The following is a 13,662-nucleotide window of genomic DNA, read 5'->3' on the forward strand; positions in this document are numbered from 1 at the left end:
TACCGATGGTAGGGCATAATCAAAGGTATGAAGTTCTCGCCGCGAAAAGAGCCGGTCATCTACGTTGTGGAGCCCTTTGGAGGGTCGGTACGCAGGCACATGCCCACGCTGCCTCTCGTCTATGCGGATGATGCCGCGGTCACCCGCGGTGATGGCATCTTTGAGTCCTTGCTCGTACGCGGAGGAAAAGCCGCTAACCTGCAGCGGCACGCGCAACGCTTCTGCGATTCGGCGCGCACCATGAATCTGCCGGAACCACCCATGGAGAAGTGGGAAGAAGCCACGCGCCTTGCAATTGCGGATTTCTGCGGGGAAGAGACAGGGGATGCTAAATGCACCTGGACCTATACCCGCGGGCGCGCCTCTACGGGGCGGCCGAGCGCCTGGGTCGTGGTGCAGCCCATCGAGGAGAAGGTCTTAGAACAGCGCGCGCACGGCGTAGCCGTAATGACCAGTCCGCGCCTGTGGCACGTAGCTGAGGAATTACCCGCCAAGACGCTCAACTATGCGGCCACGATGGCGATGCTGCGCATGGCGCGAGAGAAGGGCTTTGAGGATCTCATCCTCACCGATCCGGACACTGGAGAAATCCTCGAGGGCGCAACCTCGACCGTGGTGGCCGTCAAGGGAGAGAAACTGCGCACCGCCGCCGGCCGCGGCATCCTTCCCGGAACCACGCAGGCGGCCCTTTTCGCCCACGCCACTAAGGAGGGCTATCGCTGCAAAGCCAAGCCGCTCACCGTGGAGTATCTGGAGAAGGCGGACTCAGTGTGGCTGGTGTCTTCGGTGCGCGTTGCCGCCCGAGTCACCCGGCTTAATGACAAAAAATTAAAGGCCCCGGATAACGTGGACGTTATCCGCGACCTTATTGATAAAGCGCTAGGGGACTAGCCAGCGATACGGGTGAGCTCTGCGGACATGTAGGGACGCATCTCACCATCAACCATGCGCTCGTCTACCCAGCCCAGGTTGTTATTGGGCATCAGGCCGTACATGCGCTTGCCCGGCCCCAGGTTTTTCGGTCCGGTTTCGGTGACCATGGTGGAGGCGGACTCCAGCTGCCATGCGCGGTCATTGAACGGCTCGCCGTAGAAGATTTCCACAATGCCGTTGGAAGAGGTGTAAGTGACCTCGATTTCATCCTTTTCAGAAATGCGCCAGAAGCCGGTCTCGCGCACGGAGGGGCCTTCCGGCTTGCCCTCGGTATCAATCTTCCAGGTACGGGAGCTAAACGTGAGGTAATTCTCGCCATCGTGGGCGATGACCAGCTGCTGGCCAAAGGTATATTCCTGGCCCTGCGTATCGTGTGCCTGGCCCTCGCCTTGCCAGACGCCCACGAGGGGGAGCAGTCCTAGCAGGCCGTCGTGCAGCGATGGGCCCTGGCGCAGGTTAGCGGTATCGTCCGGTACCGGGGTATCGCCCAGCTCGAGAGCGGGGATATTGCGGCTAGCGGCGTCTTTCCACTGCTCGGCGGCCTGGTTCACGGCATCGTTGCCGTTGAGCTTTCCCGGATCATTTTCCGGGTGGGAAGCCGCGGTGGTTTCGATGTTTTCGGGAGTGGTTTCATTATTATTTTCGCTCATGGGCGTCCAGCCTAGTCGTGAACCCGCCTATTTAACTACTAGACTTGGGCCTCGTGCATGCATTGATGATCTCGAATCCCAACTCGACCTCACAAACCAACGCCCTTTTCCGCCAAATCGTTCCTTGCCTACAAGCGGTGGAGGGGCTGCGCCTGAAGGTGCAATTTACGCACCACCCCGGCCACGCCGAAGAGATGGTCAAGGGAATGACCAGGGATGACTATGACGTCATTATCGCTGTAGGCGGAGATGGGACCGTCAACGAGGTAGTCAACGGGCTCCTCGGCCCGGCCGATGGGCAGCGCCCCGACCCCCACTCCATCCCCGCGCTGGCCGTAATTCCTACCGGGTCTGCCAATGTTTTCGTGCGCGCTCTAGGTTTTCCCAACACTCCGGTGGAAGCCACTCACGTATTGGCGCGCATGCTGGAGCGCAACCTCCGTCGCACCATTTACCTGGGCACGTGGAACGATCGCTGGTTTGCCGTCAATGCCGGCTTCGGCTTGGATGCGGATGTTTTGGCGCGCGTGGACCGGGCGCGCGAGCAAGGATTTTCTGCCACTCCACTGCGCTATCTCAATGTTGCCATTCGGGCGTGGAGCCGCGCGCGGAAGAATCCACCGCATATTGCGGTTAAGGCCGAATCCAGCACCGGCGAGCAGCTGCGCAAAGACGATGTGCCGCTCATGTTTACCTCCAATACCAACCCGTGGACCTTCCTAGGCCCTCTGCCGGTTGTGACCAATCCGCGCAATTCTTTTGATGAGGGCCTTGCTCTTTTTGGCCTGGAGGAGTTTAGCGGACTTGGCGGCGTCGTCGGCCTGCTGCACCTCTTTGGTGCCGATAAACGTGGATGGCTCAATAAGCTCACCAAAGAAAAGACCGTGGCCTTCGACGATGCCATGCGCGTCGAACTGGTCTGCCGCGAACCGCAGCGCTTCCAGGCCGACGGGGAATCTGAGGGGCGCTTCGATGCCGTTACCTTAGCCTCCGTGAAGGAAGCCATCGAGGTATTCGCCCCGCAGGATAGGAGAGAAGTCCATAAGCGCACGATGAAGGAAGTGCTCCGGGACTTTATCCGCCTGCGCTAGCCTGCGGCGCAGGTCCCACCCGGTGCTTGGTGTCGGCGGCTTTCTTTTCTGCCTCTTCCACGGCCTTTTGCTCCGAGCCTTCAATCTCCAGAGGAGAGAGTTGGGCCAGCTGCACCTTGATATTGCGGCGCTGTATTTCGAAGGAGATGGTGCCGCCCTGCATTTTTACCGCGGTAGCCTGGGCCGGAAGCGGAAGCTGGCGAGTATCAAAGTTGAGGGAAAAGGCCTTTTGCAGGCGCTCGTCATCGGTGTCATAGACCTGCATGCGAAACTCCGGCCCGACTAAGCGGAGGGTGACTTTGGCGGTGGACTTGTGAGTATCGCCAGGCAGGGTGCCTGTCAGCTCAGCTTCCGCGGAGGTGCCACCGGAAGGGGAGATATCGTCTGGGTTGGCAATGGATAGATCGGTAATTCCCAGCAGGCGGCCCAACGCCACCCCGTCTAAGGAAATGCCGCGCGAGTAGGTAGAAACAGGCGCGCCCTCAATATCGCCGTTCATTACTTGTTCTGGGGTCACTGTAATATCGCGCAGTACGGTCGAAGCATTGACCATTCCCAGCTTGGGCACCTCCACGTCGAGCGCCTTGACCTCCAAATAGGGAATTTCCTTCGAGGCCGCAGCCCACACGTAGGGGGTGCCACCGATAAAGACATCTGGCGTATTTTCCAGCCGTGAATTGGCTTTTACGGCCTGTGCCACCTTGTGTTCCGTGTGCATAGCCACGCAGGCATCCGCCACCCAGGCCGCAATGAATACGCACACCACGAGGAGGATGTGTACGATGCGCCGGTCAATTCTTAGAACACTCACCCCTTCATTCTTACCCTACGTATTCTGGGGTCTATGACTAGCAATGCCTTTAGTATCACGGAAGAAAACCTGCCGGACTCCCCGGAGCTGGCGAGCCGCCTAGAAGAGCTTGCTGAGCAGGCCGAACGTGTGGATGGAATGGCGCCCCTTTCAGAGCAGTTCCTTAATGGCCTCACTGATTCCCGCCTGCAGCATCGCCACTTGGTGGCGTGGGTAGATAAGAAGCCGTGCGGCGTGGCTGGGCTGGATGGTTCCACCGCCGAGCTATTTATCGCCCCAGATTTCCGCGGACAGGGCTATGGGGCTTTGCTTTACGACGCCGCCGCGGAACCCCCCAATCTCCAGGCCTGGGCCCACGGGAACCTGCCGGCCGCACAGGCCCTGGCACACTCCCGAGGTCTGCAGGTCACCCGTAAGCTAGTGGTTATGGGTATTGGGGGAGAAGAGCTCGCTGCTGTCGCCCGTCCCGAGGACGTGCCTTTGACGGCGCTCAATTACTCCGAGTCGGTAGCAAAATGGGGGCAGGAGTTTGTGGAGGAGCAGTGGCTCAAGGCAAATAATGAGGCTTTTTCCTGGCACCCTGAGCAAGGTGGCTGGGATATAGATCGCCTGCACCGCGGCATGGAGGCGGATTGGTTTGATCCCGCTGACCTGCTCTTCTTGTGGGATACGGCAGGAGATCCGGTCCTAGCCGGCTTCCACTGGACCAAATGGCATGCGGAGGAAGCCCCGGGATTCGGTGAGGTCTACGTGGTGGGCTTGGCTGCGGACTATCGCGGCAAGAAATTGGGTGGACCGCTGCTGCAGATTGGTCTGCGTCGCATGGTGGAAAAGGGTGCTCAGCGGGTAATTCTTTATGTGGAAGCGGACAATGATCCGGCGCTGAAAGCATATGAGCGCCTGGGCTTTAAAGTTGATGAAGAACACGTTGTATGGGGTGCGTGTGACTAAAGTCATGGGGTGGGCCGTGTTTGTTCACTCAGAGTTCACCTCCTAGAACCCTTTTGGTCAGATACTGCGGATAGCTTTACACCCTGTGAGTTAACCGCACCTGTGCACCTGCATCCCGCCCCAGAAGGCGGAGCGGGATGCAGGAAAATCTCTCTAAGAGATGCGGTTTCCTCGGACAATCAATCTCTGATCTGCACCGGAAAGGGTTTTCCCGTGATTCGCAACTTCAAGCGCACTGCCGCAATCTTCGGCATCGTAGCCGCAACCTCTACCGCTCTCGTAGCTTGCTCTGAGGAGTCTGGCTCCTCCTCCGATTCCGCTGGCGGCGAGGACGTCTCCGGCGAGCTCGTCGGCGACGGTGCATCCTCCCAGCAGAACGCAATGTCTTACTTCCAAACCGCGTTCTCCGAGGATCACCCAGACGCTTCCCTGTCCTACAATGCTTCCGGTTCCGGCGCCGGCGTTGAGGCCTTCACCAACGGCCAGGCTGACTTCGCTGGTTCTGACTCCGCCCTGAAGGAAGACGAGGGCGAGGTCGAGGCTGCCGCTAAGCGTTGCGACGGCAACGAGGCATGGCACCTGCCAACCACCATCGGCCCGGTTGCAATCGCCTACAACCTGGGTGACACCGAGATTAACCTTTCCACCAAGACCCTGGGCAAGATCTTCAAGGGCGAAATCAAGAAGTGGAACGACAAGGCTATCGCCGCTGACAACGAGGGCACCGACCTGCCGGACAAGGACATCACCGTCATCTTCCGTTCCGACGAGTCCGGTACCTCCGCAAACTTCCAGAAGTTCCTGAAGGCCGCTACGGGCGACTGGGACTCCGAGGGCAAGCAGTTCCCGGATTCTGTTGGTGAGGGCGCTAACGGTTCCTCCGGCGTTGCTGACCAGGTTGCAAGCATCGACGGTGCTATCACCTACGTCGAGGCTGGCTTTGCAGACCAGAAGGAAGGCGAGGGCGTTAAGAAGGCCAAGATTGACTTCGGCCACGGCCCAGTTGAGCTCTCCACCGAGTCCGTCAACAAGGCTCTGGAAAACCTGGAGTTCAAGAAGACCGACTCCGAGCACAACATGGTTGTTGACTCTGAGGCACTGTTCTCCTCCGATAACGAGGGTGCATACCCGCTCATCCTGACCACCTACAACATCGTCTGCTCCAAGGGCTACGATGAGGAGACCTCCAAGCTGGTCAAGTCCTTCTTCACCACCGTCCTGGATCACCAGGACGACCAGCTGGCTGAGCAAGGCTTCATCCCGGTTGAGGGTGCTCACCTGGACAAGCTGAAGGCTGCTGTTGACGCTTTGCAGTAAGCGCTAAAGCTGTAAAAGCTTAATACCTCCCGCCCCCACTGCCGCACACGATTCGCGCTTTGGGGGCGCAGGTATGTAACGATATTTTCCATTTTCAACGCTGAAAAGGATTAACAGTCTCATGGCAGACAATAATCTCACCACGGCTCCAGAGCAGGCGGACGCGAATATCACCGCTGCCGAGCGAGTCTCCACCAGCGGACACGAAGAGGTAGCTACCACCAGCTCCAATAGCGGCGTAAAGCGCCCAGGCGATCGTGTCTTTGAGTTCCTGTCCACTGCTTCGGCAACACTTATTACCGTCATGATTGCGGCTATTGCCGCCTTCCTGCTGTGGCGTGCAGTTCCCGCCCTGGGAGTCAACGACGGCGGCATCTTGGGTTTCTTTACCTATGGTGGCCGTTGGGAGACCACCGATACTTCTGCGATGAAGTTCGGTATCCCGACCATGTTCGGTACCACCGTCCTTATCTCCGTCTTCGCCCTCCTGCTGGCTATGCCGGTGGCCCTGGCCATTGCCATCTTCCTGTCCAACTACGCGCCTGCCCGCTTGGTCAAACCTCTCGGCTTCCTGGTGGACATGCTCGCTGCGGTTCCTTCCATTGTTTATGGTCTGTGGGGCTGGCAGGTTCTCGGCCCGGCGCTATCCGGCTTCTACTCCTGGATGGAGTCTTGGGCCGGCGGCTTCTTCCTCTTCCATGTCTTCGATAACTCGCCCTCTTTTGCTACCGGCCGCAACTTGTTTACCGGTGGCATCGTGCTCGCCGTGATGATTCTGCCAATCATCGCGGCCACCGCCCGCGAGGTCTTCGTGCAGACCCCTCCAGGCCAGGTGGAATCCGCCCTGGCGCTGGGCGCTACCCGTTGGGAAGTTATCCGCATGACCGTGCTGCCATTCGGCATGTCCGGCTATATCGCAGGCTCCATGCTCGGCCTGGGCCGTGCGCTGGGTGAGACCATGGCGCTGTACATGGTCGTCTCCCCGCTGATTGACTTCCGCTTCTCGCTTTTCGATGGCGGCACGACCTTCGCCACGGCCATCGCCCTGGCATCTGCCGAGTTCGGTAACGAGATGCGCGCTGGTGCCTACATCGCCGCCGGCCTCATGCTGTTCTTGCTGACCTTCGTGGTCAACGCAATTGCCCGCGCCATCGTGAAGAAGAAGTAAGGAGGGGAGGATCAATGACTACGACAACTAATGCCAAGCCTGCCTCCCAAGGCGGCGCGACATTCCTGGACATCTCCGGCTCCCGCAAGATGACCAATAACATCGCCACTGCAGTGGTCTGGGGCGCAATGATTTTGGCTATGGTCCCGCTGGTGTGGGTTCTGTGGGAACTCATCGCCCGCGGTAGTGGCGTAATCCTCAACCCTGAGTGGTGGACCGCCTCCCAGCGCGGCATCATGAATAGCTCGGCTGGCGGCGGTGCTGCCCACGCAATCGTGGGTACTTTCGTGCAAACCATTTTGGCTTCCGTCATCTCCATTCCCATCGGCATCTTCACCGCTATTTACCTGGTGGAGTACTCCAAGGGTGGATGGCTTGGCCGCGTCACCACCTTTATGGTGGACATCCTGTCTGGTGTGCCGTCCATTGTTGCGGCTCTGTTCATCTTCGCCATGTGGATCACCCTCTTCGGTTTCGGCCGCTCCGGCTTCGCCGTGGCGCTGTCCCTGGTACTGCTGATGATTCCGATTGTGGTGCGCAATACCGAAGAGATGCTGCGCGTGGTCCCAATGGACTTGCGTGAGGCGTCCTACGCGCTCGGTGTACCAAAGTGGAAGACCATCGCCCGTATCGTTCTGCCTACCGCCCTGTCCGGCATCGTCACCGGCATCATGCTGGCGATTGCCCGTGTGATGGGTGAGTCCTCGCCGGTGCTGGTCTTGGTTGGCTCCTCCTCCGTCATCAACTGGGACGCTTTCAAGGGATCTCAGTCCTCGCTCCCGTTGATGATGCTGGATATGTACAAGGCTGGCGCTCAGCCAGCCGTGCTGGACAAGCTCTGGGGTGCAGCTTTGACGCTGGTTATCCTCATCGCCGTCCTCAATATTGCGGCCCGCATCGTGTCCGCAAAGTTCTCGGTTAAGAAGTAAAACGCCGTAACACTCGATTCCGCCATACACTTGCTAGAGGAGAAACTCCCAAATGTCTAAGCTCGCGCTCAATGACGTGAACATTTTCTACGGCGACTTCCACGCCGTGCAGAACGTGAATATGCAGATCCCGGCCCAGGCCGTGACCGCATTCATCGGCCCTTCCGGCTGCGGTAAGTCCACCGTGCTGCGCACCATCAACCGTATGCACGAGGTCATTCCCGGCGCCTCGGTAAAGGGTGAAATCCTGCTCGATGGCACCAATATCTACGGACCAAAGGTTGACCCAGTATCCGTACGCAACACCATCGGCATGGTCTTCCAGAAGGCTAACCCGTTCCCCACGATGTCCATTGAGGACAATGTCGTGGCTGGCCTCAAGCTTTCCGGTGAGAAGAACAAGAAGAAGCTCAAGGAAGTCGCGGAGAAGTCCCTGCGCGGCGCCAACCTGTGGGACGAGGTCAAGGACCGCCTGGACAAGCCGGGCGGCGGCCTTTCCGGTGGTCAGCAGCAGCGTCTGTGCATCGCCCGCGCCATCGCCGTGGAGCCAGAGGTGCTGCTCATGGACGAGCCTTGTTCCGCCCTAGACCCGATTTCCACCCTCGCCGTGGAGGACCTTATCCACGAGCTGAAGGAGAACTTCACCATCGTCATCGTGACCCACAATATGCAGCAGGCAGCCCGTGTGTCCGATAAGACCGGCTTCTTCTCCCTGGAAGCAACCGGCAAGCCGGGTCACCTGGTGGAGTTCGATGACACCACCAAGATCTTCGAGAATCCTTCCCAGAAGGAGACCGAGGATTATATCTCTGGCCGCTTTGGCTAAAGAGTAGAGAGATTGTCCGAGAAAACGGGCCGGTTCATTCGAACCGGCCCCGTTTCTTAGTTTTTATTCCTTAGCGGCGGAACTGACGCTCCAGCTCGGCCATACGGGCCTCGAACTCCGCGTCCTTCTTGCTCTCTTCTAGCTTCTTGGCATAGTCGTGGGGCAGCAGCCCAGTGATCAAATAGATAATGTGGCCGGCAACCGAAACGCAGTGGTCGGCATAGCGCTCGTAATAGCGCGTAATCTGCGAGGTCTCCACTGCCTCTCGGACGGATCCTTCCCACTCGCGCTGGGTCAGGAGGCGCAAAAGATGAGAGTTGATATCGTCCACGGCGTCGTCATCGGCGCGAAGGTTCACGGATAGATCCGCGTCGGGAGTAACGAGAATATTGTGCAGCACAGAACCCATCTCTTCAGTGAGACGGTACAGCTCCTCAAAGTAGCCCATGTAGTTCGCAGGCACCACGGGATCGGGGTGGCGGCGGCGTGCGGAATCCGCGATGTGTTGGGCAAGCTTTCCCATTCGGTAGAGGTCTTCCACGATATAGATGGAAGAGACAACTTGGCGGAGATCCTGCGCCATGGGGTTTTCTAGTGCTAAAAGTTTTACGGCGCGCTCCGAGCATCGAGTGCGGATCTCATCGAGCTCCTCAGTCATAGTGAGAGCTTCTTCGGCAGATTCCAAAACGCCCTGGATTAGCGCCTGTGAGGCCTTATCCATGATGGTGCGCACGGTATCGCACATGACGATGAGGTCATGGGAGAAGTTGTCTAAGTGTTCCCTGTAGGCAGCACGCATGCCAGAAATAATAGCGAAAACTTTCCATTCCCGCGCAACTTAAGTGGAAGATAAATGCACGATACCTATATACCCCAGGGTGCTCTGATGCCCTAATAAGGTTAACCGCCGGAATTCATAATATCTGCGGCGACGGGAACGCATTCATCCTCCGGATCGTCGAGCCAGCCATCTGGCAATGCCACCTTGGAAGGCGAACCTTGGCGGCCTCGGGCACCGTCGGCGTCGGCAGCCAAGGCGTCGGAATCTGCCCATGGGGCTAGGAGCTCTCGCAGTGCGTCGAGGGAATCCACCTTGGCCAAGCCCGCGCGTACTTGGCCGCCGACTGGGAAGCCGCGCAGGTACCAGCCAATGTGTTTGCGAATGTCGCGGGAAGCATTATCCTCGCCATCGTGCTCTGCGAGTAGCTCTGCGTGGCGGAGAATAACCTGGGTAACCTCACCCAGGGTGGGCTCAGCTGGGATGGACTCGCCGCGAAGGGCAGCGCCGAGCTCCGCAAAGAGCCACGGGCGGCCGAGGCAGCCGCGCCCGACCTGCACGCCGTCGCAACCGGTCTGTTCCATCATGCGGCGCGCATCCTCGGCGCGGAAGATATCGCCATTGCCCAAAACCGGGACTCCAGTGTCTGCTAGGTGCTCTTTTAGTCGGGCGATCTCGTCCCACCGTGCTTCACCGGAATAGCGCTGGGCGGCGGTACGGCCATGCAAGGTAACGGCGGCGGCGCCGGATTCGACGGCGATGCGCCCCGCATCAAGATGCGTATGGTGTTCATCGTCAATGCCTACGCGCATCTTTACCGTTACTGGGATGTCGGTGCCCTCAGTAGCTTTGACGGCGGCGGAGACAATATTGCCAAAGAGGCGTCGCTTATAAGGCAAAGCGGATCCACCGCCGCGACGGGTCACCTTGGGAACCGGGCAGCCAAAGTTCATATCAATGTGGTCCGCCAAGTTCTCGTCCACGATCATCTTTGCTGCCTTGTAAGTATATTCCGGATCCACCGCATAAATCTGCAGTGATCGGGGATCCTCCTGCGGAGCAAAGGTTGTCATGTGCAGCGTCTTTTCATTGCGCTCTACTAGCGCGCGGGCGGTGACCATCTCACAGACGTAGAGGCCGGAAACCGTGCCAGTGCGCGCCAATTCCTGCTCGCGGCACAACGTGCGGAAAGCAACGTTGGTTACCCCCGCCATCGGGGCGAGGATGACGGGGGAGGAGAGATCGTAGTGTCCAATGCGCAAATTCACGCCCCAATTGTGCTAGTTGACGGGCCAAAATAGCAACTAGGGCCACAGTGGTGGCGTTCCTTATTTCCGTTTTATGGGGTGGGGGTCACACAAATGTGGTGGAAATCTTGCAAAGATTCGCTAATGTGGTCTGTGTAACTAATTAGGACGGCCGTTATTTTGGCTAGTCTCTCGATGAAGGAGGATTACCCTTGTCCGAAAGAATCGCGTATGCCCCGTTTCAAAAGCTCGTAGTTTCGGCAGAAGAGGCTGCTCAGCACGTAAACCACGGTGATCGCGTAGGCATTTCCGGCTTTACCGGCGCTGGCTACCCTAAGGGCCTGCCTACCGCCATTGCAGAAAAGGCCAAGGCCCTGCACGAAAAGGGCGAGGAATTTAAGATCGATGTCTTCTCTGGTGCCTCTACTGCTCCGGATTGCGATGGCGTCCTCGCGGAAGCTGAGGCGATTCGCTTCCGCTCTCCTTATAACTCCGATCCCACCTTGCGTAAGCAGTTCAATGACGGAACCGCGCTCTACCAGGACATTCACCTGTCTCACTCTGGCCAGCAAGTAGAGGAGGGCTTCTACGGTGATTTCCAGGTAGCCATCATCGAGGCTGTGCGCATCACCGAGGAAGGCCACGTCGTCCCGTCCTCCGCCGTGGGCAATAACCTCGAATACATTGAGGCTGCGGATAAGATCATCATCGAGATTAATGAGTGGCAGTCCATCAACCTCGAGGGCATGCACGATATCTACCGCATTGAAAAGCTGCCGAACCGTCAGCCGATCCCTATCACCAAGCCGGGTGACCGCATCGGTACCACCTACATGGAGGTGCCGGAGGAGAAGGTGGTCGCAGTGGTCAAGACCGATGCCCCCGACCGCAACGCGCCGTTTAAGGAGCCGGACGAGATCTCGGAAAAGATCGCTGCAAACTTCATCGAGTTCCTTGAGGGTGAGGTGGCTGCCGGCCGCCTTGAGTATGACAAGTTCATCATGCAGTCCGGCGTGGGCAACGTGCCAAATGCCGTGATGGCTGGCCTCCTGGATTCCAAGTTTGAAAATATCCAAGCCTACACCGAGGTTATCCAGGATGGCATGCTTGATCTAATTGACGCCGGCAAGATGACCATGGCCTCTGCTACCTCCTTTGCCCTTTCCCCGGAGTATGCCGAGAAGATGAACGCGGAGGCAGAGCGCTACCGCAAGCACATCATTCTTCGCCCACAGCAGGTCTCCAATCACCCAGAGGTCATTCGCCGCGTTGGCCTGATTTCTTCCAATGGCATGATTGAGGCCGATATTTACGGCAATATCAACTCCACCAACGTCTCCGGCTCCCGAATCATGAACGGCACCGGTGGCTCGGGTGACTTCACCCGCAACGCCTATATCTCCACCTTCGTCTCGCCGTCCGTGGCCAAGGATGGCGCCATTTCCGCGCTGGTTCCTTTCGTGTCTCACACGGACCACACCGAGCACGACACCATGGTCATCATTACCGAGTATGGAGCAGCTGACCTGCGCGGACTGGCTCCGAAGGAGCGCGTGGAGAAGGTTATCTCTGTCGCTCACCCGGACTACCGTCCGCTGCTGGAGGACTACTTCAAGCGTGCCAAGGAAAACAAGTTCCAGCACACCCCGCACGATTTGAAGACCGCCTTCGACTTCCAGGTGAACTTCATGGAAAAGGGCGATATGCGCGGCTAATCTAACTGTGTCCTGGCGGGCGCTCAGCGGTGAGCTGGGCGCCTTTCGCTTGCCGACGCCCCCTAATTAGGACTTTGCAAATGTCGCAAGCTAAGATGTAACGACGTTGGGCCTTTAGCTCAGTTGGTAGAGCTACGGACTTTTAATCCGCAGGTCGTGGGTTCGATCCCCACAGGGCCCACAACTGGAGCCACCCGGTAGGGTGGCTCCTTTTAGTTTTTCACCATCTTCTTGATGGCGCGCATCGCCTCTTCTAGCTTCTCCGTGGCCACTTCGCCGTCCTCGGCGGCAGCACCGGCCACGCAGTGCTCGATATGGTCTTCTAGGAGCGCGAGTGAGACATTTTCTAGCGCTGACTTCACGGCCGAAATCTGGGTAATAATGTCAATGCAATACTGGTCTTCCTCGATCATGCGATGGATGCCGCGTGTTTGGCCCTCAATACGTTTGAGCCGTGCGAGGTAGCGATCTTTACTTTGTGAATCTGCGTTATATCCGTGCACGTGCGGCTCGTGACAGGAGCACGTTTGATGCTGGTCAGACATGGTTCCTAATCTTTCTGGGGGAGCGATTTTGTAACTAGGTGAGGTCTCCAGTATATTTCTAGAGGTCGCCATAGCGCGACGGGCCCCCATCGTCTAGCGGCCTAGGACACTGCCCTTTCACGGCAGCGGCACGGGTTCGAATCCCGTTGGGGGTACCAACATGAAAGTGTTGGTACGAATTAAATATTCGATTGGCCTTGTGGCGCAGTTGGTTAGCGCGCCGCCCTGTCACGGCGGAGGTCGCGGGTTCAAGTCCCGTCAAGGTCGCAGAAAAGCAGCAATCGTTTCTACGATTGCTGCTTTTTGTTTTGGTACGCTGGCGCCAACTAAGGAATTAGGAGAGTCAGCACTGTGGAACCATACGTAGGGATTGTCGTCTTTGAGCTCGTGTCGCAGGATTCGGAGCTTAGGAATTTCTACCGGGAAGACTTCTTCCTCGTCTACGCAGATTCTGAGGAGGAGGCGCACCACAAAGTTGCTAACCGAGCTCACGAGCAAGAGTATGAAGAGCTGAAGTTGCGCCACATTGTAGATGTTGCTCCGGCCCTGTATGGCTATGTGGACCGAGATTGCGACCTTTACTCGCGACACTTTGCCGCACTGGAAGACTATGAGCGCTTTGAGATGAAATTAGGAGGAAGCGATCCTCTTCAGGCTCCCGAATAGTGTTATGACGTGCTGATTTGGTGAGTGTCGGGAGT

The 13,662-nt window shown here is 58.0% G+C and carries 14 protein-coding genes and 3 tRNA genes; 12 read left to right on the forward strand and 5 right to left on the reverse strand.

Annotated elements, in window-relative coordinates:
* Positions 1-27: 27 nt before the first annotated feature.
* Positions 28-891 (forward strand): aminodeoxychorismate lyase, encoded by an 864-nt coding sequence (locus I6I12_RS02860; protein ID WP_086588951.1) that lies wholly within the window; start codon positions 28-30, stop codon positions 889-891.
* Here I6I12_RS02860 and I6I12_RS02865 read toward each other — a convergent pair.
* Positions 888-1,583 carry a heme-binding beta-barrel domain-containing protein gene (locus I6I12_RS02865; RefSeq protein WP_049360047.1) on the reverse strand — a complete coding sequence of 232 codons (696 nt, stop codon included), beginning with the start codon at positions 1,581-1,583 and terminating at the stop codon, positions 888-890. The two genes, I6I12_RS02860 and I6I12_RS02865, sit on opposite strands and share 4 nt — an antisense overlap.
* Positions 1,584-1,636: 53 nt before the next feature.
* On the opposite strand from I6I12_RS02865, the gene I6I12_RS02870 reads away from it, so the two are divergent.
* A complete protein-coding gene (locus I6I12_RS02870; protein ID WP_234288162.1) occupies positions 1,637-2,674 on the forward strand; it encodes a diacylglycerol/lipid kinase family protein in 1,038 nt (345 codons plus the stop codon).
* Here the strand turns inward: I6I12_RS02870 and I6I12_RS02875 are convergent.
* The gene (locus I6I12_RS02875) at positions 2,658-3,485 is read right to left on the reverse strand and encodes an LmeA family phospholipid-binding protein (protein ID WP_200288673.1); all 828 of its coding nucleotides are present in this window, start codon (positions 3,483-3,485) and stop codon (positions 2,658-2,660) included. The genes I6I12_RS02870 and I6I12_RS02875 overlap by 17 nt on opposite strands.
* A gap of 33 nt (positions 3,486-3,518) precedes the next feature.
* On the opposite strand from I6I12_RS02875, the gene mshD reads away from it, so the two are divergent.
* The 5 genes from mshD (at position 3,519) to pstB (ending at position 8,676) form a co-directional block, all read left to right on the forward strand.
* Entirely contained in the window at positions 3,519-4,436 is a 918-nt protein-coding gene (mshD, locus tag I6I12_RS02880; RefSeq protein WP_200288674.1) for a mycothiol synthase, read from the forward strand.
* Positions 4,437-4,649: 213 nt separating this feature from the next.
* Entirely contained in the window at positions 4,650-5,753 is a 1,104-nt protein-coding gene (gene pstS / locus I6I12_RS02885) for a phosphate ABC transporter substrate-binding protein PstS (RefSeq protein WP_179386949.1), read from the forward strand.
* A gap of 121 nt (positions 5,754-5,874) precedes the next feature.
* Complete coding sequence (gene pstC, locus I6I12_RS02890) at positions 5,875-6,921, forward strand: phosphate ABC transporter permease subunit PstC (RefSeq protein WP_023019858.1); 1,047 nt, start codon at positions 5,875-5,877, stop codon at positions 6,919-6,921.
* 14 nt (positions 6,922-6,935) lie between these two features.
* The gene (gene pstA / locus I6I12_RS02895; protein WP_049360033.1) at positions 6,936-7,850 is read left to right on the forward strand and encodes a phosphate ABC transporter permease PstA; all 915 of its coding nucleotides are present in this window, start codon (positions 6,936-6,938) and stop codon (positions 7,848-7,850) included.
* Between the two features lie 52 nt (positions 7,851-7,902).
* Entirely contained in the window at positions 7,903-8,676 is a 774-nt protein-coding gene (gene pstB, locus I6I12_RS02900) for a phosphate ABC transporter ATP-binding protein PstB (protein WP_023019857.1), read from the forward strand.
* Between the two features lie 70 nt (positions 8,677-8,746).
* Here pstB and phoU read toward each other — a convergent pair whose 3' ends face one another.
* On the reverse strand, positions 8,747-9,475 hold the full coding sequence (gene phoU / locus I6I12_RS02905) for a phosphate signaling complex protein PhoU (RefSeq protein WP_023019856.1): 729 nt from the start codon (positions 9,473-9,475) through the stop codon (positions 8,747-8,749).
* A 101-nt stretch (positions 9,476-9,576) separates the two neighbouring features.
* Positions 9,577-10,722, reverse strand: a complete 1,146-nt coding sequence (dusB, locus tag I6I12_RS02910; RefSeq protein ID WP_200288675.1) for a tRNA dihydrouridine synthase DusB — start codon at positions 10,720-10,722, stop codon at positions 9,577-9,579.
* 191 nt (positions 10,723-10,913) lie between these two features.
* Between dusB and scpC the strand changes: the two genes are divergently transcribed.
* Both scpC and I6I12_RS02920 read left to right on the forward strand, forming a co-directional pair.
* Positions 10,914-12,416: a succinyl-CoA:acetate CoA-transferase ScpC gene (gene scpC, locus I6I12_RS02915; RefSeq protein ID WP_200288676.1), complete on the forward strand. Its 1,503-nt coding sequence runs from the start codon at positions 10,914-10,916 to the stop codon at positions 12,414-12,416.
* A gap of 108 nt (positions 12,417-12,524) precedes the next feature.
* Positions 12,525-12,597: transfer RNA gene (locus I6I12_RS02920), tRNA-Lys, on the forward strand.
* Between the two features lie 31 nt (positions 12,598-12,628).
* Here I6I12_RS02920 and I6I12_RS02925 read toward each other — a convergent pair.
* Positions 12,629-12,961 (reverse strand): metal-sensitive transcriptional regulator, encoded by a 333-nt coding sequence (locus tag I6I12_RS02925; RefSeq protein ID WP_023019853.1) that lies wholly within the window; start codon positions 12,959-12,961, stop codon positions 12,629-12,631.
* An 82-nt stretch (positions 12,962-13,043) separates the two neighbouring features.
* Here I6I12_RS02925 and I6I12_RS02930 point away from each other — a divergent pair.
* The 3 genes from I6I12_RS02930 (at position 13,044) to I6I12_RS02940 (ending at position 13,627) form a co-directional block, all read left to right on the forward strand.
* A tRNA-Glu gene (locus tag I6I12_RS02930) sits at positions 13,044-13,119 on the forward strand.
* A gap of 35 nt (positions 13,120-13,154) precedes the next feature.
* Positions 13,155-13,228, forward strand: a tRNA-Asp gene (locus tag I6I12_RS02935).
* A gap of 84 nt (positions 13,229-13,312) precedes the next feature.
* The gene (locus tag I6I12_RS02940) at positions 13,313-13,627 is read left to right on the forward strand and encodes a DUF4288 domain-containing protein (RefSeq protein WP_023019852.1); all 315 of its coding nucleotides are present in this window, start codon (positions 13,313-13,315) and stop codon (positions 13,625-13,627) included.
* The last annotated feature ends 35 nt before the right edge of the window (positions 13,628-13,662 follow it).

This window comes from Corynebacterium kefirresidentii (assembly GCF_016599755.1).
In the GTDB taxonomy this organism is placed as follows: Bacteria; Actinomycetota; Actinomycetes; order Mycobacteriales; family Mycobacteriaceae; genus Corynebacterium; species Corynebacterium kefirresidentii.